The organism is Streptomyces sp. SS7 (assembly GCF_037993025.1).
In the GTDB taxonomy this organism is placed as follows: domain Bacteria; phylum Actinomycetota; class Actinomycetes; order Streptomycetales; family Streptomycetaceae; genus Streptomyces.
The window spans coordinates 8,090,227-8,112,584 of sequence record NZ_CP141223.1 but is presented as its reverse complement, the minus strand read 5'-3'; the positions used below and the strand labels follow the sequence as shown (position 1 = coordinate 8,112,584).

Genomic DNA, 22,358 nt, shown 5'->3' with positions numbered 1-22,358 from the left:
AGTCAGAGCGTACGGGCCAGTGAGCGCGGTGGCCTGCACGGGTACGACGGTGGCAAGAAGGTCAGCGAGCATCAAGCGCCACCTGCTCGTCGATACCCGCGGCACTGTCCTGGTGGCTTGTGTGAGCCCGGCGAGCGTCGGCGATCGCGACGGCGCCGTGGTGCTGTTCTCCCGGGCTGTCGATGCCTTGTCGCGTCTGCGGCACGTGTGGGCGGACCAGGGGTACCGCGGCGCCGACTTCCACGCCTGGGCCCGGGAGACCACCGGCATCACCGTGGAGGTCGTACAGCGCCGCGACGGAGGATTCCGCTCGACCTGGACTCAGGTGGGGGCATCGCCTCCGGCAGTGCCCCTCTTCACGGTGGTCCCGCGGCGTTGGGTGGTAGAGCGGACGTTGTGCGCCACGAGGCGCTCTGTTTGTATCCCCGGCCAAGTCGGGAGGAACTCGGAAGGGGGTTCCTGGGCCAATGACTTACCTGATGCCGAAAGGCAGAGGGGACAAGAGCATGTTCGGGAACGTCGTGTCGGGCTCCTGACCACGTGGACAGACAGCCGGGAGGGGGGCGGTGCACCGGAGCACTCCGGCACTCATGCTGGTGAGCAGGGCACCGTCTTGCCCAGCGTCGCGGCACCCGCACCGCCACGGGAGCGCAGGCTGACACCATGGTCGAGCAGCGCCGACAGATCCACGGAGGCTCCGGGGGCGCACCGCTCGTGGCGGTCGGCGGTGACGAGGGCGGCGTACATCGCATCGGGGCGGGTGCCCGAGCAACCGGACACCCGCCCCTACCGTGTCGTTACGGCTTACTGCGTGACCTTCTCGATGGTCACGTCGCCCACGCCCACGGTCGTGCCGCGCGTGTTCAACAGCTGTACTTCACCGACGAGTTCGCGGCCTTCGGCCACAGTACTCGTGACGGTGACGGTCGCCGGCACCTTCGCTGAGTCGCCCGTGCCGAGCTTCACCGGCGTCGACTCGTCCACGGCGACCTTGCCGAGGGCGGGGGAGAAGAACACATCCCGGTAGTCGTAGGCGGTCGAGCCCGACGGTACGGCGTATCCGGCCACCTCGACGGTGTACGTACCGGCGGCCGGGTTCGCGAGGGAGACGGCCTCCTCGGAGTCACTGTCCGCGGATTGGCCGACGACCTTGCCCTGGGCGTCGTAGACCGTCAGGTCGAGGTCGGCCTTCGCGTCGGAGACCTTGCCGATGGCGACGTCCAGCGACGTAGCGCCCTCGGGCACCTCGATCGTGCGCTTCTGCGTCTCGCCATTCTTGATGGTCGGCCGCTCGGTCTTCGACGAGCCGAGCGTGCCGCCCTTCAGGGCGCCGTCGACGGCCTCCATCGTGTTGGTCACCGTCCAGGAGGCGTCGAACGGGGTGCCGACCTTGGCCTCCGGCACGGTCACCCGTGCCGGGTCGAAGGAGGCGGCGAACGCGGAGACGGCCAGCTGGTACGGGGTGTCGAGCAGCGCCGTCTTCGAGCCCGTTTCGATCGTGATCTCCCAGACGCCGGGCATCGGGTCCGCGTACGCGGCGATGTCCTTCGTCTGCGGGTCGTCGTCGGGAACGGGGACACCGTACGGGTTGACGCCCCTGATCCGCGTCGGGCTGCCCTCCTGCAGCCCGCCGAACGTGACCTGAAGCGTCTTCGCGCCCTCCGGGACGCTCACGAAGTACGACCGGTAGTTGTTGCGCTGCACCGAGCCCGGGGCGGTGAAGGTGTAGCGGAGGGGCGTGGAGACCACGACGGTGTTCAGGATCTGCTTGTCGACGCCCGGCGTCCTCGGGTCGTCGGCCTGAAGGATCGCGCTCTTGATGCCCGCCTCCTTCGGAGCGGCCTGCACCTTCACCGTCACCGGCTGGTTCAGCGGCAGGTTCACCATGCGGGGGCCGACGATCGAGAAGGTGTTCGTCTTGTTGTTCACCAGACGCAGGATGTGCGGGAGCGAACCGGACGGCCCGGACGTACGGGTGAGGGTGATGTCGTACGTCTTCTTCTGCCCGGCCTTCAGGCCGCCCTCGCGGTCGTAGACGCCCGTGCCGAAGCCCGGCGTCTTCAGCTGCTGGTCGAGCGCGGTGACGACCGGGGCCTTCACCGTGTAGTCGTGGGCGGTCGCGCCCGCCTTGACCGCCTTCCAGGCGCCGACGACGTCGATGCGGCCGGCACCCTCCTCGTACGCCTGAACTCCCTTGATGTGCCGGGCGGTCGAGGTCAGAGCGGTGCGCAGTTTCACGGGCGTGAGGGCGAGGCCCTGCTGCTTCGCGGCGCTCAGCAGCAGCGCGCTCGCGCCCGCCGCCTGCGGGGACGCCATCGAGGTGCCGTTCCACATGGCGTAGCCGGGGGGCAGCTCCCAGCCGGGGGCGCCGTCCATCGCGCTGGGCATCCAGGCCGGGAACGTGCTGACCGCGGCGCCGGGGGCCACGAGGGTCGGGGTGAAGCCGCCGTCCTCACGCGGGCCGCGCGAGGACCAGCTGAACAGCTGGTACTTGTTCGCGACGGCGGAACCGTAGTTGGCGGCGAGGGTCTCCTTGGAGATACCGGCGCCCACCGAGACGACCTTGTCGGCCAGGCCCGGGTCGCCGATGGTGTTGGCGCCGGGGCCGTCGTTGCCGGCGGAGATGACGAGCTGGACGCCGTCGGTGTCGATCAGGCGGGTGTACAGCTCGGCGGTGGCGCTGCTGCCGTCGTTCAGCAGGGGCAGGCCGCCGATCGACAGCGTGCAGATACGAGAACGGCGATGCTCTTTCCGTCGTGCGACGATGCCATCGGCATGCCACTGATCCGACGCGCGGCCTTCAGTTCGACCCCGCGTACGGTTCGAGTCAGGATGATCTCAATTGCGTGCAGAGACATGGGGACTCCAGGTCAGTAGAGCGAAATAGGGCCGTCGGGAAGCCAACCTTCCACGTATCCGGAAGCCAGAAGGGCCACGCCTTCAGGTGAGACATCGCGGTGGCGAGTTCTCAGCTCGCTGATTTTCCATCGGGTGTGTGACGGAGACATCCCCTGAAACGATTCCGACTCTTTCGCGCTGATCCGCACGATGAAAACGCTGGAAACGGTTCGCTGGTCGTGTTCCCAGCAGTCGTCCTCCCGCGTTTCGTGAACTCCATGGATGGATCCGAAGCGCGGGTTCGAGATATGAAATCGCTCGGCGAGATACTGAGCGGCCCCGTCCTTGAAATCGGCGTCGGCGGTGAGAAGTGTCTGCGGGACCGTCCAGCCGCCGCAGCATCCGCCGCACAGCATCAGGCGATCCTGGTCGTCCAGGAGGAGCAGGAGGACGCGGCGGTCGGCGGCCGACGGGGCGTGGGAGGTTGCCATGCCGTCAGGCTGTCGTCTAGCTACTCAAGTAGCAATTTGAGGGCCGTCCCATGGGTGACGGGTTCACTCCGACTGTGCCAACTGTGTGCCGCGCGCCGTGGCCTGCCTTCCCCGCCGGCGTGCACAGGTTGCACCGAATTCGGGCACTGCACTGCACCCTGCACACACGTCATGAGCTGCGAAAACGCTGCAAAGGCGTTTGGGATTCGGGGCTGCCGCGTTTGGGGGCGTCGCACACCATCAGGCCTGACCTGCGGCGACGGAATTTCCCACACATCCCGGACAGACTCTCGCCCTGGTGGCACCGGTAGTAGCCGCGCTCGGTCACGCTCAGGAACACCGTTGCCGCGCACCCGGCCGGCGACGACGCACTCGCCGACCCGTCCTGGTCGTCGTTCCGCTCTCACAACTACCCCGACCGCTACATCCGGCACTACGACTACGTGCTGCGCATCGACCCGATCACCACCGCGGTCGGCAGGGCCGACGCCCCGTTCTCCGTCTGGTACTGAGCGGACGGTGCCGAACCCGGCGGGACGGCCGTTGTGGATCTCGCCCACGTTGCCCGGCCGCGCTCACGACCTGAGCGCGGCTCGGGCCCGCCGCGTCAACCGGGTCCCTGGAGCGGCATCACGTGACACAGCCGTGATCAACCGGTCCGGCGGATGAGCGCCAGGTACATGGCGTCGGTGCCGTGCACATGCGGCCACAGCTGGATGTCGGGACCGTCGCCCAGCGCCGGTACGCCCGGCAGCAGCGGCCGCGCGTCGACGAGGTCGGTCTGCGGGAACTGCTTGAGCACGTCGGCGACGACCGCCCGGGTCTCCGCGAGATGCGGTGAGCAGGTGGCGTAGCCGACGACGCCGCCGACCCGCACGGCCTCCAGCGCGGTCCGCAGCAGCCCGCGCTGCAACGGCGCGAATCCTTCGAGGTCCTCGGGCCGGCGCCGCCAGCGGGCCTCGGGCCGCCGCCGCAGGGCGCCCAGGCCGGTGCACGGCACGTCCATCAGCACCCGGTCGAAGGAGCCGGGCCGCCACGGCGGCCGGAGGCCGTCCGCGGCGATGACCTGATAGGGCCCCGGATTGCCGTGCAGCGCCTTGGCCACGAGCCCCGCCCGGTGCGGCTGCTTCTCGGAGGCGAGCAGCACGGCCCCGCGCTCGGCGGCCAGGGCGGCGAGCAGCGCGGCCTTGCCACCGGGCCCGGCGCACCCGTCGAGCCACCTCTCGTCCCGGCCCTCCACGGGCGCGGCGGCGAGGGCGAGCGCGACGAGCTGGCTCCCCTCGTCCTGCACGCCCGCACGCCCCTCCCGTACGGCGTCGACGGCCCCGGGCTCCCCGCCCTCGGTGAGCCGGACGGCGTACGGCGACCAGCGCCCCGGTACGGCGGCCTGTTCTCGGAGCAGTTCCTCGGGCGTGGCCCGCCCGGGCCGGGCGACCAGGGTGACCTCGGGCCGCTCGTTGTCGGCTTCGAGCAGCTCCTCGATCCCGGCCCGCCCGCCGCCGAGCGAGTCCCACAGCGCGGAGACGACCCAGCGGGGATGCGCGTGCACGACCGCGAGATGCTCCTCGGGATCGTCGTCGTACGGCGGGGCGACCCGCTCCAGCCAGCCGTCGAGATCGTGCTGGGCGATCTTCCGCAGCACGGCGTTGACGAACTTGGCCCGCCCGTCCCCGAGCACCACCCGCGCCAGCTCGACCGCGGAGGACACCGCGGCGTGCGTCGGGATCCGCGTCCCGAGCAGCTGGTGCGCGCCGAGGCTGAGGACGTCGAGCACCGGGGGGTCGACGTCCCGGAGCGGCCGGTCCACACAGGCGGCGATGACGGCGTCGTACGTCCCCTGCCGCCGCAGCGTGCCGTACACCAGCTCGGTGGCGAGCGCCGCGTCGCGCGTGTCGAACGTGTCGGGCCCCTCCTTCTCCCGCGCCTTGCGCAACAGCGGCGGCAGCACCAGGTTGGCGTAGGCGTCCCGCTCGTCCACGGCCCGCAGCGCCTCGAAGGCGAGCATGCGGACCGGGTCCTTCTGGGGCCGGCGATAGGGCCGGGCGGGCTTGCGGGGACGGGGGGACTGGTCGCTCACGAAAAAGGTGCTCCGGATTGCGGGAAGGAAGGGGGCGTCCAGCGTACGACGTGCACACCGGACCGGCGCAGGAGCGTTACGCCCCGACCCGTTCGCCCTCGCCGATGCGCACCCCGCGCGCCCAGTCGGCGGCCCGCATCGGCTTCTTGCCCTGGGCCTGGACCCACAGCAGCTCCACGGCGTACGACCCCGTCCCCACGTGGACGCTGTTCTTGCCGACGGCCAGCGCACCGGGAGCGAGGTCGTCCCGCCCGGGAACCGGCTGCACATGGATGAGCTTGAGCCGCTCACCCCGGAACGTCGTCCAGGCGCCGGGGGCCGGCGTGCACCCGCGCACGACACGGTCCACCCGCAGCGCGGGGGCGGCCCAGTCGATCTGCGCGTCCTCGACGGTGATCTTGGGGGCGAGGGTGATCCCGTCCGCCGGCTGCGGCACGGCCTTCAGGCTGCCGTCCTCGATGCCGTCCATGGTGGCCGCGAGCAGTCCCGCGCCCGCGAAGGCGAGGCGGGTCAGCAGGTCCCCGCTGGTGTCGGTGGCCCGCACCGCCTCGGTGACGGTCCCGTAGACGGGGCCGGAGTCCAGCCCCTCCTCGATCAGGAAGGTGGACGCCCCGGTGATCTCGTCCCCCGCCATCACCGCGTGCTGCACCGGTGCGGCGCCGCGCCAGGCGGGGAGCAGCGAGAAGTGCAGGTTGACCCAGCCGTGGGCCGGGATGTCGAGCGCCGCCTTGGGCAGCAGGGCCCCGTAGGCGACGACGGGGCAGCAGTCCGGCGCGATCTCCCGCAGCCGCTCCAGGAACTCCGGGTCCCGGGGCCGGGCGGGCTTCAGCACCTCGATGCCCGCCTCCTCGGCCCGCTGGGCGACGGGAGAGGCCACCAGCCTGCGCCCCCGCCCGGCCTGCGCGTCGGGCCGCGTCACCACGGCGGCCACCTCGTGCCGCCCGGAGGCGATCAGGGCGTCCAGGGCGGGAACGGCGACCTCGGGGGTACCGGCGAAGACGAGCTTCATGAAGGGACGGGCCTCTCGACAAAACCAACCACGGGCAACGCACAAGTCTAGGACCCCGTCCCTCGGCCCCCACCTCCCTCACCGGTGCGCGGGAGGGAGAAGGAAGGGGGCGCGGACCGGCACCGGGAGCGCCCGCATATGCCCATACGCCCCCACACCGTGACCAGCGGAGCGCACCCGCGTTGGTCAAGAAAGAGTTGACCTTCTCCCCAACGCCGGTTCGAGAGGCTTGTTCATGGCCGACCATGCAACCCACGACGCCCAGGCCCGGGCCAGCCTGCACTTGCTGGTGCGGGACATCGAGCGGGTCCGCCGGCAGGTGGACGCGCTGCGCACCCTCACCGCCCAACTGGGCAACGTCTACCGCCCGCGCCGCTCCGGCCCCGCCACGGGCTTCGTCGTCTACGGACGAGCCCCCGCCCCGACGGTCCGTCTCGCCCAGGAACTGCGCGACAGCGTGGAGACCCTCGTCACCGCGGCGGTGGACTTCGACCGCTCGCTCGGCTTCTCGTGGGACGCGGTGGGCTCCGCGCTGGGAGTCACCAAGCAGGCGGTCCACCGCCGTTACGGCGCCCGCAGGGCCGCGGCGGCCGCGCAGGCACCCGCCGAGGCCGAGCGCACCCCGGCGGAGCCGGCCGGCCCCCGCACGGTCAGCGTGAACACCGGCCTGCCGGCGGTCCCCACCGTCCCCGCCGCCCGCTCCATGCCGACCCAGCCGACGGCGGGCAGCCCGGCCCTGCGCGACGAGGTGAGACCGACCGCCTTCCCCGGCCCGCGCAACGGCTGAGGCCCTCACCGCTCCTGCCCTCTCGACCCCCTTCCGAGAGGGCAGCCGCGCGTGAGGGGGCCGCAGCGCGCCGGGCTCGCTCGCCCGGTGGCATCAGCGCGCCGAGCCCCGCGCCCGCCACCACTGCCGGTCACCGCTGCCCATCACCCGATGTCCGCGGGATCGACCCGTACCCACACCCGGCCCGGCTCCTCCGCCCCCCGCGCCGTCCGAGCGGCCTGAGCCGCCTTCAACGCGCCCGCCAGCGCCGCGCCCCGCCCCGGAGGCACCCGCACCAGCACCCGCTCCCAGTGCTCCCCCGCGGGCGGCGCCCCCGGCCTCCGCGGCCGCCCCGGCGGGGTGACCGGCAACGGGACCGGCCCCAGCACCTCCGCCTCGGCGGGCAGCTCGACCGCCCCCAGGAAGGCGGCCACCGCCTCCCCCGTCCCCGCCACCGACGCCATCCGCGACACCGGCGGGAATCCCAGCTCGGCCCGCTCGGCGAGCTCCCGCAGCGCGTGGCCCACGGGATCCCACCGCACCAGCGCCTGCACGGGCCGCAGCGTCGGCTCGGCGACGACCACCACGGTCCCGCCCTCCCCCTGCGGCCGGACCAGCGCCGCGGCCGCGATCCAGCGCCGCAGCGCGTCCTCCCCGGCGCGCAGATCGGGCCGGCCCAGCACGGCCCAGCCGTCGAGCAGCAGCGCCGCCGCGTACCCGCCCTCGGCCACCGGCTCGGCCCCCGGGGTGCTCACCACCAGCGCGGGCGCCCCGGGCACCGTGTCGAGGACGTGCTCCCGCCCGGACGTGCGCACCGGGACGGCCGGGAACGCCCGCCCCAGCTCCTCCGCGGTCCGCCGCGCCCCCACGACCTGGGCCCGCAGCCGGTACGACCCGCACTCAGGGCAGTGCCACGCGCTCTCCTCCCGTCCGCACCACCCGCACCACAGCGCCCCGCCGTCCCGTGCCTCCAAGGGCCCGGAGCAGTGCCGGCACCGCGCGGCGGCCCGGCACTGCGCGCACGCCATCCGGGGGACGTAACCGCGCCGCGGCACCTGGACCAGCACCGGCCCGTGGCGCAGCCCCTCCCTGGCCGCCTGCCAGGCGAGGGTCGGCAGCCGGGCGGCGCGCGCGGCCTCGTCCCGCGCCAGGTCCTGGTCCCCCACGGTCCGCACCAGCGGCGCGACCTGCCGCACCTGCTCCCGCGCGGCGACCAGCGGCCGCGCCCACCCGCTCTCGACGAGCTGCGCGCCCTCGACCGTGCAGCTCCAGCCGCCCATCAGGAACCCGCACCGGTCCTGCGCGGCGCGCAGCAACAGCACCTCGCGCGCGTGCGGCTGCGGCGCGTGCTGCTCGCTGTGGCTGTCGTCCCCGTCGTCCCAGAGGGCCACCAGCCCGAGGTCGCGCACAGGGGCGAACATCGCGGCTCGGGTCCCGACCACGGCCCGTACGCTCCCGCGCCGGACGCCGAGCCACTCCCGGTAGCGCTTCTCCGGCCCGGCGTCCGCCTGCAACAGCGCGTGCCGCCCCGCTCCCAGCAGGGCCGTCAGGGCGGCGTCGACCCGGGCGGCGGCCCGCCCGTCCGGTACGACCACCAGGGCCCCGCGCCCCGAGGCGAGCGTCGCGGCGACGGCCCGGGCCAGCTCCTCGCTCCACCCGGGGCCGGGCAGCGCGTTCCACACGGCGCGCGGCACGCCGCCCGAGGCCAGTGACTCCAGGAACGCGGCCCCCCGCTCGTACCGGGTCCAGGATCCGGCCTCCGGCGCCGGGGGCGGGGGCAGCGGGGCGGGCGAGGGCCGCTGTTCGGCGCGTGCGTTGCGCGGCGGTACGGCGAGCTGGAGCACGTCGGCGAGGCTCCCGGCGTAGCGGTCGGCGACGGCTCGGGCCAGCCCCAGCAGCTCCGGACCGAGCACCGGCTCGGGCGACACGACCTGGGCGAGGGCCGCGAGCGGCCCGGAGTAGTCGGAGGAGGCGAGCCGCTCGACGAGGAACCCGTCGATGAGTCCCCCGCCCTCGCGCCGTCCCTCGCGCACCCGGCCGCGGCCCGCGCCGAACCGCACCCGTACCCGCACCCCCGGCTGGGCGTCGGCGTCCAGTTCGGCGGGCACGGCGTAGTCGAAGTACCGGTCGAGGTGGAGCACGCCCTTGTCGACGAGCACCCGTGCGACCGGCAGCTCCTCGGCCAGCGCGGCCCCCCGCCAGGTCCGCGGCTTGGCCCGCGGCTCCCTGGCCCTGCGCACGGTCTCCCGGATCAGCGCGAGCTGCTCCGGCGGCGCGCCCTCCCCGCCTCCGGCCTCCGGCCCGTTCTCGCTGCTCACCCCTGCATTCTTACCGCACCCCACTGACAGCGCGCCCACCCCGAGACCCCGACGGCTGCCCCCGCGGAAACGGGACCGGCTCCCGGGTCCATCGCTGAGATGGACCCGGGAGCCGGTGTAGTCCTGATGCGGCAGGTGGGGCAGGTGCGGTCCTACAGCCCCGCGGCCTTGCGCAGCGCCTCGACGCGGTCGGTCTTCTCCCAGGTGAACTCGGGCAGCTCACGGCCGAAGTGGCCGTAGGCGGCGGTCTGGGCGTAGATCGGGCGCAGCAGGTCGAGGTCGCGGATGATCGCGGCCGGGCGCAGGTCGAAGACCTCGTCGATGGCCTTCTCGATCTTCTCGGTCTCGACCTTGTGGGTGCCGAAGGTCTCGACGAACAGACCGACCGGCTCGGCCTTGCCGATCGCGTAGGCGACCTGGACCTCGCAGCGCGCGGCCAGACCGGCGGCGACCACGTTCTTGGCGACCCAGCGCATCGCGTACGCCGCCGAGCGGTCCACCTTGGACGGGTCCTTGCCGGAGAAGGCGCCGCCACCGTGGCGGGCGAAGCCGCCGTAGGTGTCGATGATGATCTTGCGGCCGGTGAGGCCGGCGTCGCCCATCGGGCCGCCGATCTCGAAGCGGCCGGTCGGGTTGACCAGCAGCCGGTAGTTCTCGGTGTCGAGCTTGATGCCGTCGTCCAGGAGGGCCTTCAGCTCGGGCTCCACGACGAACTCGCGGATGTCGGGCGCCAGCAGGGAGTCCAGGTCGATGTCGCTCGCGTGCTGCGAGGAGACGACGACCGTGTCGAGGCGGACGGCCTTGTCGCCGTCGTACTCGATGGTGACCTGGGTCTTGCCGTCGGGGCGCAGGTAGGGGATGGTCCCGTTCTTGCGGACGTCCGAGAGGCGCTTGGACAGGCGGTGCGCCAGGAAGATCGGGAGCGGCATCAGGGTCGGCGTCTCGTCGGAGGCGTAGCCGAACATCAGGCCCTGGTCACCGGCGCCCTGCTTGTCGAGCTCGTCGTCGTCGCCCTCGACCCGGGACTCGTACGCCGTGTCCACACCCTGCGCGATGTCCGGGGACTGCGAGCCGATGGACACCGAGACACCGCAGGAGGCGCCGTCGAAGCCCTTCTTGGACGAGTCGTAGCCGATCTCGAGGATCTTCTCGCGGACGAGCTGCGGGATCGGCGCGTAGGCCTTGGTGGTGACCTCTCCGGCCACGTGCACCAGACCGGTCGTGATCAGGGTCTCGACGGCGACGCGGGACGTCGGGTCCTCGCGCAGGAGTGCGTCGAGGATGGTGTCGCTGATCTGGTCAGCGATCTTGTCGGGGTGACCCTCGGTCACGGACTCCGAAGTGAACAGGCGACGGGACACAACGCTCCCTGGGGTTGCAGCGGCTGCTGGCTGATCATTGGCGGACGCGACGGGAGCTGCGCCCGGCGTCGTCCGGGGACAGTTTATCGGTCGAGCCCGGCCACCGGCCCACCCGTCTCGCCTCTCGGGAGCGCTGTGACCTGCGGCACGGGCATTCTGCCGAATGCCGAGCGTGCTTGGCCAGGGTCGCCACGCCCGAATCGAGCGGCGTACGAGGGAACGGCGAGCGCATCAAACAGTCAGGTCAGGCGTGGCGTCACCAGGTCCCACACGATTTCGGCCAAGGCCTCCTTGGGTCCGTGCGGTACCGGGGTCTCGGTGCCGTCGGCCCCCAGGACGACGGCCTCGTTCTCCTCGGAGCCGAAGGTCCTGCGCTCCCCCACCTCGTTCACGACCAGCAGGTCGCACCCCTTGCGGCGGAGTTTCGCGCGGCCGTTGGCGAGCACGTCGTCCGTCTCGGCGGCGAAACCGACGACCACCTGTCCGGGGCGGGCACGGTCGGCGGAGATCTCCGCGAGGATGTCCGGATTACGTATGAGGACGATCGGATCGGGATCCTGTCCGTCCTTCTTCTTGATTTTCCCGGTGGCGTAGGTCTCGGGCCGGAAGTCGGCCACCGCGGCGGCCATCACGACCGCGTCGGCGTCGGCGGCCGCCTTGAGCACGGCCTCCCTCAGCTGGACGGCGGTCCCGACCTGGACGACGTCCACGCCCGCCGGGTCGGGCAGCCCGGTGTTGGCCGCTACCAGGGTGACCCGGGCGCCGCGGGCGGCGGCGGTGCGGGCGAGGGCGTACCCCTGCTTGCCGGACGAGCGGTTGCCGAGGAAACGGACCGGGTCGAGGGGCTCACGGGTACCGCCGGCGCTGACCACGACATGGCGGCCGGCGAGGTCGGGCTCGCGCACGCCCCGGGCCAGGACACGGCGGCAGACCTCGAAGATCTCGGCGGGGTCGGGCAGCCGCCCCTTGCCGGTGTCGACACCGGTGAGCCGGCCGACGGCAGGCTCGACGACGACGGCGCCGCGGCGGCGCAGCGTCGCCACGTTCTCCTGGGTGGCGGGGTGCTCCCACATCTCGGTGTGCATCGCGGGGGCGAAGACGACCGGACAGCGGGCGGTGAGCAGGGTGTTGGTGAGGAGGTCGTCGGCGAGGCCGTGGGCGGCCTTGGCGAGCAGGTCGGCGGTGGCCGGGGCGACCACGACCAGGTCGGCGTGCTGGCCGATGCGGACGTGCGGGACCTCGTGGACGTCGTCCCAGACCTCGGTGGAGACGGGGTGGCCGGAGAGGGCCGACCAGGTGGCGGCGCCGACGAAGTGCAGGGCGGAGGCGGTGGGCACGACCCGTACGTCATGGCCGGACTCCGTGAGCCTTCGCAGCAGCTCACAGGCCTTGTAGGCGGCGATGCCGCCGCTGACCCCCAGAACGACCTTGGGCTTGTCCACCGTCTCTCCCCGGACCTCGGAAGCGCGCCGCGGCTCCGGCGCACGACTCCATCACACACCACAGGCCCGGCAGGAGCACTGCCGGGCCTGTGGAAAAGTCAGCTGCAAGCTGAAAGTACTACTACTGCGTCCGTGGGACGGCCTTACTGGGCGGGGTCCGCCACGGCCTCGGACGTCAGCAGACCCGCGTTGATCTCGCGGAGCGCGATCGAGAGCGGCTTCTCGTGCACGTGGGTGTCGACGAGCGGACCGACGTACTCGAGGAGGCCCTCGCCGAGCTGCGAGTAGTACGCGTTGATCTGGCGGGCACGCTTGGCCGCGTAGATCACGAGGCTGTACTTCGAGTCGGTGGCCTCGAGGAGCTCGTCGATCGGCGGGTTGATGATGCCCTCGGGCGCGGAGATGGAAGAGGACACGCTCTACCTTCCGATGGATGGGAAAGGATCAGTGAGTGTGACCTTCACGATCACACGACATCCATCAAGGCTAGCAGCTCACGCGCCACGTCCTCGACGGAGGTGTTGACCAGGGTCACGTCGAACTCCGGCTCGGCCGCGAGTTCGATCTTCGCGGCGTCCAGCCGTCGCTCGATGACCTCGGGCGGCTCGGTGCCCCGCCCGGTGAGTCTGCGCACCAGCTCCTCCCAGGAGGGGGGAGCCAGGAACACCAGCTGGGCGTCCGCCATGGACTCCCGGACCTGCCGGGCGCCCTGGAGGTCGATCTCCAGGAGGACGGGCTCGCCCGCCTCCAGCCGCTCCAGCACGGCGCCTCGCGGCGTCCCGTAGCGGTTGCCGGCGAACTCGGCCCACTCGAGGAGTTCGCCGTTGGCGATCAGCTTGTCCATCTCGTCGTCGGTGACGAAGAAGTAGTGGACCCCGTGCTGCTCACCGGGGCGGGGCTTCCGGGTCGTCGCCGACACCGAGAGCCAGACCTCGGGGTGTTCCTTGCGCATATGGGCGACGACCGTGCTCTTGCCGACCCCGGAGGGGCCGGAGAGCACGGTCAGCCGCGGACGTTCACTCATGCAGCGATTATTCCAGCAATCCCGGAGTGCCCGGGACTCCCTTCCCGGCAGTACCCGGGATCAGGACCCGGTGCTGCCGAACTCACGCTCCAGGGAGGCGATCTGGTTGGAACCGAGACCGCGTACGCGGCGGCTCTCGGAGATGCCGAGTCGCTCCATGATCTGCTTGGCACGGACCTTGCCCACGCCCGGCAGGGACTCGAGCAGGGCGGAGACCTTCATCTTGCCGATGACGTCGTTCTCCTGACCCTGCTTGATGACCTCGTGCAGGGAGGCGCCGGAGTGCTTGAGTCGATTCTTGACCTCGGCCCGCTCCCGGCGAGCCGCGGCGGCCTTTTCGAGCGCGGCTGCGCGCTGTTCGGGGGTAAGGGGCGGAAGAGCCACGCCTACGTCACCTCGGATGTCGAACTGTCGGATACGGACCGGTGAGGAACCTAGTCGCCCCACACCTAGGGAGCTACGAGCAACACGCTCTGCCCGTTCACCCCCACTGCTTCAAAAGCGTGGGAGGGACCCCCACTGCTCGGAGACTAGCGGCCAACTCCGCCTGAGTCAGCGAGAACAGAGGAAAAGTCCTGGTCAGCCTCTGTCAGGACGGGATATTTCAGACATAGTGCCCCGGATTTGAGAATGTATCCAGCCTCAAATCGGCCACGAAGCACTCGTCGGAGGTTTGAGACGCCCCCGGACCGGCCGTCAGGAGGACTCCAACGTGACGCGGATCTCGTCCGCGAACCGGTCCGCGGCGTCACGCAGCGCGCTCACGTCGGGACCGTGGCGCAACACTCCCCGGCTGACGTTCGGCACGACGTTGCGCAGCACGCTCCCGAAGACCCGGGGAAGATCGGCCGGAGTCGCCCCCTGGGCCCCCACGCCGGGCGCCAGGAGCGGCCCGTTGACGGCGAGGTCGTAGGACGACAGGTCGCCCAGGGTCGCCCCGACGACCGCCCCGAAGGAGCCCAGGGGTTCCTCACCCGCGTTCTCGACGGCCAGGTGCGCCAGCATGGTCGCGCCGACGTCCCGGCCGTCGGCACGCACCGCGTGCTGCACCTCGCCGCCCTCCGGGTTGGAGGTGAGCGCCAGGACGAACAGCCCGGCGCCGTTCTCCCGGGCCAGGGCGACGGCCGGGCCGAGCGAGCCGTAGCCGAGGTACGGGGAGACGGTCAGCGCGTCGGAGAACAGGGGCGCGTCCTTGTGCAGGAAGGACTCGGCGTAGGCGGCCATGGTCGAGCCGATGTCCCCGCGCTTGGCGTCCATGACGACCAGGGCGCCGGCGGCCCGCGCCTCCTGGACCGACTTCTCCAGGACGGCGACCCCGCGCGAGCCGAACCGCTCGAAGAACGCGCTCTGCGGCTTCAGCACGGCGACCCGGCCGGCGACCGCCTCGACGACCGTGCGGCTGAACCGCTCCAGACCGGCCACGTCGTCGTCGAGCCCCCACTCGACCAGGAGGGAGCGGTGCGGGTCGATCCCGACGCACAGGGGGCCCCGCTCGTCCATCGCCCGGCGCAGGCGCGCGCCGAAGGGTTCGAGGGTCATGCGGGCTTCCTCACGTCGGCGCCGACCGCGTCGGCGAGGGTGGCGTACGGGCTCGTGCGCAGCCGTGCGGCGAGCCCCTTGTGAAGGGCGCGGCTCCAGAAAGGGCCCTCGTAGACGAAGGCGCTGTACCCCTGGACCAGCGTGGCACCGGCCAGGATGCGCTGCCAGACGTCCTCGGCGGTCTCGATGCCGCCGACGCCCACCAGGGTGATCCGGTCGCCCACGCGCGCGTAGAGCCGCCTGAGCACCTCCAGGGAGCGGGCCTTGAGCGGGGCCCCGGACAGGCCGCCGGTCTCCTGGACCAGCGCGGGGTCGGACCGCAGACCGAGCCCTTCGCGCGCGATGGTCGTGTTGGTGGCGATGATCCCGTCCAGGCCCAGCTCCACCGCGAGGTCGGCGACCGCGTCCACGTCCTCGTCGGCGAGGTCCGGGGCGATCTTCACCAGCAGCGGGACGCGCCGCGAGGTGACCGTGCGGTCGGCGGCCTCGCGCACGGCGCTCAGCAGCGGCCGCAGCGCCTCGGTCGCCTGGAGGTTGCGCAGCCCGGGTGTGTTGGGCGAGGACACGTTGACCACGAGGTAGTCGGCGTACGGGGCGAGCCGCTCGGTCGACTTCACGTAGTCGCCGACGGCCTCCTCCTCGGGGACGACCTTGGTCTTGCCGATGTTGACGCCCACGACCGTGCGGAAGACGGGCGTACGGGACGCCAGGCGCGCGGCGACGGCGAGCGAGCCCTCGTTGTTGAAGCCCATCCGGTTGATGAGTGCGCGGTCCCGCACGAGCCGGAAGAGCCGCTGCCTGGGGTTGCCCGGCTGGGGTTCCCCGGTGACCGTGCCGATCTCGACGTGGTCGAAGCCCAGCATCGACATGCCGTCGATCGCGACGGCGTTCTTGTCGAAGCCCGCGGCGAGCCCGAACGGGCCGTGCATCCGCAGTCCGAACGCCTCGGTGCGCAGCTCCTCGTGGCGGGGCGCGAGGGCGGCGGCCACGAAGGTGCGCAGCACGGGGACGCGGACGGCCAGCCGGATCCAGCGGAAGGCCAGGTGGTGCGCCTGCTCGGGGTCCATCCGCTTGAAGACGAGATTGAAGAAGATCTTGTACATGGTTCCCTCATGAAGAGCCCTCATGAAGAGGGGGACACCGTTTCCGGTGTCCCCCTCAGGGCTGCTAGTCGCGGGCCGCGGTCAGGTGTTCCGCGTGTTCCTGGAGCGAGCGGACGCCCACGTCGCCGTGGTTCAGCGCATCGATGCCCTGGACGGCCGCGGCGAGCGCCTGGACCGTCGTCAGACAGGGCACGGAGCGGGCCACGGCCGCCGTACGGATCTCGTAGCCGTCGAGGCGGCCTCCGGTGCCGTACGGGGTGTTGACGATGAGGTCGACCTCGCCGTCGTGGATGAGCTGGACGATGGTCTTCTCGCCGTTCGGGCCGGTGCCCTCGGACTGCTTGCGCACCACCGTGGCGTTGATGCCGTTGCGCCGGAGGACCTCGGCGGTGCCCGAGGTGGCGAGCAGCTCGAAGCCGTGGCCGACCACCTCGCGCGCCGGGAAGATCATCGAGCGCTTGTCGCGGTTGGCGACCGAGATGAACGCGCGGCCCTTGGTGGGCAGCGGCCCGTAGGCGCCGGCCTGCGACTTGGCGTACGCCGTGCCGAAGACGGAGTCGATGCCCATGACCTCGCCGGTGGAGCGCATCTCCGGGCCGAGGACGGTGTCCACGCCGCGGCCGGAGGTGTCGCGGAAGCGGGTCCACGGCATCACGGCCTCCTTGACGGAGATCGGCGCGTCCAGCGGCAGCTCACCGCCGTCACCGGTGCCCGGCAGCAGCCCCTCGGACCGCAGCTCGGCGATGGTCGCGCCGAGCGAGATGCGGGCGGCGGCCTTCGCCAGCGGCACCGCGGTCGCCTTCGAGGTGAAGGGAACCGTGCGGGAGGCGCGCGGGTTGGCCTCCAGGACGTAGAGGATGTCGCCGGCCATCGCGAACTGGATGTTGATCAGCCCGCGTACACCGACGCCCTTGGCGATGGCCTCGGTGGAGGCGCGCAGGCGCTTGATGTCGAAGCCGCCGAGGGTGATCGGGGGCAGGGCGCACGCCGAGTCGCCGGAGTGGATGCCGGCCTCCTCGATGTGCTCCATGACGCCGCCGAGGTACAGCTCCTCGCCGTCGTAGAGCGCGTCGACGTCGATCTCGATGGCGTCGTCGAGGAAGCGGTCGACGAGGACCGGCCGGGTGGGGCTGATCTCGGTCGACTCGGCGATGTAGGAGGACAGCCGGGTCTCGTCGTAGACGATCTCCATGCCGCGGCCGCCGAGGACGTACGACGGCCGGACGAGGACCGGGTAGCCGATCTCGTCGGCGATGGCCTTGGCCTCGGCGAAGGTGGTGGCGGTGCCGTGCTTGGGGGCCGGCAGGCCCGCCTCGGCGAGGACGCGACCGAAGGCGCCCCGGTCCTCGGCCGCGTGGATGGCCTCGGGCGGGGTGCCGACGATCGGCACGCCGTTGTCCTTGAGCGCCTGGGCGAGACCCAGCGGGGTCTGGCCGCCGAGCTGGACGACGACACCGGCGATCGGGCCGGCCTGCGCCTCCGCGTGGACGATCTCCAGCACGTCCTCGAGCGTGAGCGGCTCGAAGTACAGACGGTCGGAGGTGTCGTAGTCGGTGGAGACGGTCTCCGGGTTGCAGTTGACCATCACGGTCTCGTACCCGGCGTCGGACAGCGCGAAGGAGGCGTGGACGCAGGAGTAGTCGAACTCGATGCCCTGGCCGATGCGGTTCGGGCCGGAGCCCAGGATGATCACCGCGGGCTTCTCGCGGGCCGCGACCTCGCTCTCCTCGTCGTAGGAGGAGTAGAAGTACGGGGTCTTCGCGGCGAACTCGGCGGCGCAGGTGTCGACCGTCTTGTAGACCGGGCGGACGCCCAGCGCGTGCCGGACCTCGCGGACCACGTCCTCGCGCAGGCCGCGGATCTCGCCGATCTGCTGGTCGGAGAAGCCGTGCCGCTTGGCCTCGGCGAGCAGGTCGGCGTCCAGGCGCTCGGCTGCGGCCAGCTCGTCCGCGATCTCCTTGATGAGGAAGAGCTGGTCGACGAACCAGGGGTCGATCTTCGTGTAGTCGAAGACCTCCTCCGGGGTGGCGCCCGCGCGGATGGCCTGCATGACGGTGTTGATGCGGCCGTCGGTGGGGCGCACGGCCTCTTCGAGGAGCGCGGTCTTGTCGCCGGGCTCGCCGACGAAGGTGAACTGGCTGCCCTTCTTCTCCAGCGAGCGCAGCGCCTTCTGGAAGGCCTCGGTGAAGTTGCGGCCGATGGCCATGGCCTCGCCGACCGACTTCATGGTGGTGGTCAGCGTGGAGTCGGCCTGCGGGAACTTCTCGAAGGCGAACCGCGGCGCCTTGACGACCACGTAGTCGAGCGTGGGCTCGAAGGAGGCCGGGGTCTCCTGCGTGATGTCGTTGGGGATCTCGTCGAGCGTGTAGCCGACGGCGAGCTTGGCGGCGATCTTGGCGATCGGGAAGCCGGTCGCCTTGGAGGCGAGCGCGGAGGAGCGCGACACGCGCGGGTTCATCTCGATGACGATGACCCGGCCGTCCTCGGGGTTGACCGCGAACTGGATGTTGCAGCCGCCGGTGTCCACGCCGACCTCGCGGATCACGGCGATGCCGATGTCGCGGAGGATCTGGTACTCGCGGTCGGTGAGCGTCATGGAGGGCGCGACGGTGATCGAGTCGCCGGTGTGCACGCCCATGGGGTCGAAGTTCTCGATGGAGCAGACGACCACGACGTTGTCGTGCTTGTCGCGCATCAGCTCCAGCTCGTACTCCTTCCAGCCGAGGATGGACTCCTCCAGGAGCACCTCGGTGGTCGGCGAGAGCGTGAGGCCCTGCCCGGCGATGCGGCGCAGCTCCTCCTCGTCGTGGGCGAAGCCGGAGCCGGCGCCGCCCATGGTGAAGGAGGGGCGCACGACGACCGGGTAGCCGCCGAGCGTGTCCACGCCGGCGAGGACCTCGTCCATGGTGTGGCAGATGACCGAGCGGGCGGACTCGCCGTGCCCGATCTTCTTGCGGACCTCCTCCACGACCTCCTTGAACAGGTCGCGGTCCTCGCCCTTGTGGATGGCCTCCACGTTGGCGCCGATCAGCTCGACGCCGTACTTCTCCAGGACGCCGTTCTCGTGCAGCGAGATGGCGGTGTTGAGGGCCGTCTGGCCGCCCAGGGTGGGCAGGAGGGCGTCGGGGCGCTCCTTGGCGATGATCTTCTCGACGAACTCGGGGGTGATCGGCTCGACGTAGGTGGCGTCGGCGATCTCCGGGTCGGTCATGATCGTCGCCGGGTTGGAGTTCACCAGGACGACCCTGAGGCCCTCGGCCCGCAGGATGCGGCACGCCTGGGTGCCGGAGTAGTCGAACTCGGCGGCCTGGCCGATGACGATCGGGCCGGAGCCGATGACCAGGACGGACTGGATATCGGTGCGCTTAGGCACGCTGGCCCTCCATCAGGGATACGAAGCGGTCGAACAGGTAGGCGGCGTCGTGCGGGCCGGCTGCCGCTTCGGGGTGGTACTGGACGGAGAAGCCCGGCTGGTCGAGCAGCTGGAGCCCCTCCACGACGTCGTCGTTGAGGCAGACGTGGGAGACCTCGGCGCGGCCGAAGGGCGTCTCGCTGACCCGGTCGAGCGGCGCGTCCACGGCGAATCCGTGGTTGTGCGCGGTGACCTCGACCTTGCCGGTCGTACGGTCCTGGACCGGCTGGTTGATGCCCCGGTGGCCGTACTTCAGCTTGTAGGTGCCGAAGCCGAGGGCGCGGCCGAGGATCTGGTTGCCGAAGCAGATGCCGAAGAGCGGGGTCTTCCGCTCCAGGACGGCGGTCATGAGGGCGACCGGGCCGTCGGCGGTGGACGGGTCGCCGGGGCCGTTGGAGAAGAACACGCCGTCGGGGTTCACGGCGTAGAGGTCGTCGGCGGTCGCGGTGGCGGGCAGCACGTGCACCTCGATGCCGCGCTCGGCCATGCGGTGCGGGGTCATGCCCTTGATGCCGAGGTCGACCGCGGCGACGGTGAACTTCTTCTCGCCGATCGCGGGGACGACGTACGTCTCCTTGGTGGCGACCTCCTCGAAGAGGCTGGCGCCCTTCATGTGCGGCTGGGCCTGCACGCGCGCGAGGAGCTCGGTCTCGGCGCCGACCGCCTCGCCGGAGAAGATGCCGGCCCGCATGGAGCCGCGCTCGCGGAGGTGGCGGGTGAGGGCGCGGGTGTCGATGCCGGAGATCCCGACGATGTCCTGGGCAACCAGTTCGTCGTCGAGGGAGCGCCGGGCGCGCCAGTTGGAGGGCACGCGCGCGGGGTCGCGCACGACGTACCCGGAGACCCAGATGCGGCTGGACTCGTCGTCCTCGTCGTTCCAGCCGGTGTTGCCGATCTGGGGGGCGGTCGCGACCACGATCTGGCGGTCGTACGACGGGTCGGTGAGGGTCTCCTGGTAGCCGGTCATACCGGTGGAGAACACCGCTTCGCCGAAGGTCTCCCCCACGGCCCCGTAGGCGCGGCCGCGGAAGACCCGGCCGTCCTCCAGGACGAGTACGGCGGGAGTCACCTTCTTCGCAGAAGCGATTCCCCTGGTGGAGGTCGTCATCGTTCGGCGCCTTCCGTCGTGTTTTTCTTGATCATGGAGTTGATGGCTTCGACCCACTCGGTGTGCTCGGCCGCGTGGTCCGAGCGGAAACCGGAGTCGATCAGCTTGTCGCCGTGCTGCCAGGTCACCACCAGCAGTCCGCCCTCGGTGAGGACCTTGCCGGCGATGCCCTTGCCGAGCAGGGCCTCGCGCAGTGCTCCGGCGGGGACGAAGAAGTCGGTCGCGCCGGGGCGTACGACGTCCAGGCCCGCGTCCGTGAGCGTCAGCTCGACGCGGCTGCGGGTGCCCAGGCCGTGCGCCACGATGCGGTCGAGCCACTGCCCCGCGGTGGTGGAGCCGTGGTAGCGGCCGCTCATCGTCAGTCTCGCCGCACCGGGCTCGTCCGGCGCGGCGGGAAGCGGCGGGAGGTCGCCCTGGAGGGTGCCCCGCCACTTCCAGCCCTCGCGCATCAGCCAGTAGACGAGCGCGACGAAGAGTCCGAGGCCGACCACCCAGCCGATGCGCGCGGCCCAGTCGGTCACCTGGGCCGATTCCTTCCCGGCCGCGAGGGCGGTGAGGGCCGGCACCAGGGGTGCTGAAGATGTCACGTGAGCTTCCCGTCGACGAGCGTGGCCTTGCCCCGGAGCCAGGTGTGCGTGACACGGCCCGGCAGCTCACGCCCCTCGTACGGGGTGTTGCGGCTGCGCGAGGCGAAGCCCGCGGGGTCGACGGACCCACGGTATGCCGTGTCGACGAGCGTGAGGTTGGCGGGCTCACCTGCCGAGACGGGACGCCCGTGGCCCCGCGCCCGGCCGATCCGCGCGGGCGCGGCGGACATCCGGTCGGCGACCCCGGCCCAGTCCAGCAGGCCCGTCTCCACCATGGTCTCCTGGACCACCGACAGCGCGGTCTCCAGGCCCACCATCCCCATGGCGGCGGCGGCCCACTCGCAGTCCTTGTCCTCGTGCGGGTGCGGGGCGTGGTCGGTGGCGACGATGTCGATCGTGCCGTCGGCGAGGGCCTCGCGCAGGGCCCGCACGTCACGCTCGGTGCGCAGCGGCGGGTTGACCTTGTAGACGGGGTTGTAGGACCGCACCAGCTCGTCGGTGAGGAGCAGGTGGTGCGGGGTGACCTCGGCGGTGACGTCGATGCCGCGGGACTTGGCCCAGCGGACGATCTCGACCGACCCGGCGGTCGACAGGTGGCAGATGTGGACGCGCGAGCCGACGTGCTCGGCGAGGAGGACGTCCCGGGCGATGATCGATTCCTCAGCCACCGCGGGCCAGCCGCCGAGGCCGAGCTCGGCGGAGACGACGCCCTCGTTCATCTGGGCGCCCTCGGTCAGCCGGGGCTCCTGCGCGTGCTGGGCGACGACCCCGCCGAAGGCCTTCACGTACTCCAGCGCGCGCCGCATGATCACGGCGTCGTCGACGCACTTGCCGTCGTCGGAGAAGACGGTGACGCCGGCGGCCGACTCGTGCATGGCGCCCAGCTCGGCGAGCTTGCGGCCCTCGAGGCCGACGGTGACGGCGCCGATGGGCTGTACGTCGCAGTAGCCGTGCTCCTGGCCGAGCCGGTAGACCTGCTCGACCACGCCGGCCGTGTCGGCCACGGGGAAGGTGTTAGCCATGGCGAACACGGCGGTGTAGCCGCCGGAGGCCGCCGCGCGCGTGCCGGTCAGCACGGTCTCGGAGTCCTCGCGGCCCGGCTCGCGCAGATGGGTGTGCAGGTCGACCAGGCCCGGCAGCAGCACCTTGCCGGCGGCCTCGACGACCTCGGCGCCCTCGGCGCTCAGGCCGGTGCCCACCTCGGCGATGACGGCGCCGTCGATCAGCACGTCCTGCGGCTCGCCGCCGAGCACCTTCGCACCACGGATCAGGATCTTGCTCAT

17 protein-coding genes and 3 pseudogenes are annotated in these 22,358 nt (G+C 71.6%); 3 read left to right on the top strand and 17 right to left on the bottom strand.

The features are described from left to right. Window positions 1-588: 588 nt before the first annotated feature. The 3 genes and pseudogenes from U5640_RS37325 to U5640_RS37315 all read right to left on the bottom strand — a co-directional run bounded on the left by U5640_RS37325 (window position 589) and on the right by U5640_RS37315 (window position 3,329). Window positions 589-780, bottom strand: coding sequence for a hypothetical protein (locus U5640_RS37325; protein ID WP_340383161.1), 192 nt, complete (start codon window positions 778-780; stop codon window positions 589-591). Between the two features lie 24 nt (window positions 781-804). Then, window positions 805-2,796, bottom strand: a pseudogene (locus U5640_RS37320) (S8 family serine peptidase); the annotation flags it as partial. Between the two features lie 74 nt (window positions 2,797-2,870). Further along, window positions 2,871-3,329, bottom strand: a complete 459-nt coding sequence (locus U5640_RS37315; protein WP_340383159.1) for a hypothetical protein — start codon at window positions 3,327-3,329, stop codon at window positions 2,871-2,873. A gap of 380 nt (window positions 3,330-3,709) precedes the next feature. On the opposite strand from U5640_RS37315, the pseudogene U5640_RS37310 reads away from it, so the two are divergent. Beyond that, a pseudogene (locus tag U5640_RS37310) lies at window positions 3,710-3,841 on the top strand (AbfB domain-containing protein); the annotation flags it as partial. A gap of 1 nt (window position 3,842) precedes the next feature. Continuing rightward, a pseudogene (locus U5640_RS37305) lies at window positions 3,843-3,944 on the top strand (IS5/IS1182 family transposase); the annotation flags it as partial. 34 nt (window positions 3,945-3,978) lie between these two features. Here U5640_RS37305 and U5640_RS37300 read toward each other — a convergent pair. Together U5640_RS37300 and fmt are read right to left on the bottom strand one after the other, a co-directional pair. Beyond that, the gene (locus tag U5640_RS37300; protein ID WP_340383157.1) at window positions 3,979-5,406 is read right to left on the bottom strand and encodes a transcription antitermination factor NusB; all 1,428 of its coding nucleotides are present in this window, start codon (window positions 5,404-5,406) and stop codon (window positions 3,979-3,981) included. A 76-nt stretch (window positions 5,407-5,482) separates the two neighbouring features. Then, on the bottom strand, window positions 5,483-6,415 hold the full coding sequence (fmt, locus tag U5640_RS37295; RefSeq protein ID WP_340383155.1) for a methionyl-tRNA formyltransferase: 933 nt from the start codon (window positions 6,413-6,415) through the stop codon (window positions 5,483-5,485). Between the two features lie 235 nt (window positions 6,416-6,650). Here fmt and U5640_RS37290 point away from each other — a divergent pair, with 235 nt between their 5' ends. Further along, window positions 6,651-7,202 carry a hypothetical protein gene (locus tag U5640_RS37290; protein ID WP_340383153.1) on the top strand — a complete coding sequence of 184 codons (552 nt, stop codon included), beginning with the start codon at window positions 6,651-6,653 and terminating at the stop codon, window positions 7,200-7,202. A gap of 143 nt (window positions 7,203-7,345) precedes the next feature. Here U5640_RS37290 and U5640_RS37285 read toward each other — a convergent pair whose 3' ends face one another. The 12 genes from U5640_RS37285 to U5640_RS37230 form a co-directional block, all read right to left on the bottom strand. Further along, a complete protein-coding gene (locus U5640_RS37285; protein WP_340383151.1) occupies window positions 7,346-9,499 on the bottom strand; it encodes a primosomal protein N' in 2,154 nt (717 codons plus the stop codon). 152 nt (window positions 9,500-9,651) lie between these two features. After that, window positions 9,652-10,860 (bottom strand): methionine adenosyltransferase, encoded by a 1,209-nt coding sequence (gene metK / locus U5640_RS37280; protein ID WP_067249997.1) that lies wholly within the window; start codon window positions 10,858-10,860, stop codon window positions 9,652-9,654. Window positions 10,861-11,099: 239 nt separating this feature from the next. Continuing rightward, window positions 11,100-12,302 carry a bifunctional phosphopantothenoylcysteine decarboxylase/phosphopantothenate--cysteine ligase CoaBC gene (gene coaBC, locus U5640_RS37275; protein WP_340383148.1) on the bottom strand — a complete coding sequence of 401 codons (1,203 nt, stop codon included), beginning with the start codon at window positions 12,300-12,302 and terminating at the stop codon, window positions 11,100-11,102. A 143-nt stretch (window positions 12,303-12,445) separates the two neighbouring features. Then, on the bottom strand, window positions 12,446-12,718 hold the full coding sequence (gene rpoZ, locus U5640_RS37270; RefSeq protein ID WP_067250001.1) for a DNA-directed RNA polymerase subunit omega: 273 nt from the start codon (window positions 12,716-12,718) through the stop codon (window positions 12,446-12,448). Between the two features lie 50 nt (window positions 12,719-12,768). After that, window positions 12,769-13,326: a guanylate kinase gene (gmk, locus tag U5640_RS37265; protein ID WP_340383146.1), complete on the bottom strand. Its 558-nt coding sequence runs from the start codon at window positions 13,324-13,326 to the stop codon at window positions 12,769-12,771. Window positions 13,327-13,386: 60 nt separating this feature from the next. Beyond that, on the bottom strand, window positions 13,387-13,710 hold the full coding sequence (locus U5640_RS37260; protein ID WP_003977346.1) for an integration host factor: 324 nt from the start codon (window positions 13,708-13,710) through the stop codon (window positions 13,387-13,389). 312 nt (window positions 13,711-14,022) lie between these two features. Continuing rightward, entirely contained in the window at window positions 14,023-14,865 is an 843-nt protein-coding gene (pyrF, locus tag U5640_RS37255; RefSeq protein WP_340383033.1) for an orotidine-5'-phosphate decarboxylase, read from the bottom strand. Next, entirely contained in the window at window positions 14,862-15,968 is a 1,107-nt protein-coding gene (locus U5640_RS37250; RefSeq protein WP_340383031.1) for a quinone-dependent dihydroorotate dehydrogenase, read from the bottom strand. Before U5640_RS37250 ends, pyrF begins: the two co-directional genes overlap by 4 nt. A 64-nt stretch (window positions 15,969-16,032) precedes the next feature. Beyond that, window positions 16,033-19,341, bottom strand: coding sequence for a carbamoyl-phosphate synthase large subunit (gene carB / locus U5640_RS37245; protein ID WP_340383029.1), 3,309 nt, complete (start codon window positions 19,339-19,341; stop codon window positions 16,033-16,035). Then, window positions 19,334-20,488, bottom strand: coding sequence for a glutamine-hydrolyzing carbamoyl-phosphate synthase small subunit (gene carA / locus U5640_RS37240; RefSeq protein ID WP_340383027.1), 1,155 nt, complete (start codon window positions 20,486-20,488; stop codon window positions 19,334-19,336). Before carA ends, carB begins: the two co-directional genes overlap by 8 nt. Next, complete coding sequence (locus U5640_RS37235) at window positions 20,485-21,075, bottom strand: hypothetical protein (protein ID WP_340383025.1); 591 nt, start codon at window positions 21,073-21,075, stop codon at window positions 20,485-20,487. Before U5640_RS37235 ends, carA begins: the two co-directional genes overlap by 4 nt. Further along, entirely contained in the window at window positions 21,072-22,358 is a 1,287-nt protein-coding gene (locus U5640_RS37230) for a dihydroorotase (protein ID WP_340383023.1), read from the bottom strand. Before U5640_RS37230 ends, U5640_RS37235 begins: the two co-directional genes overlap by 4 nt.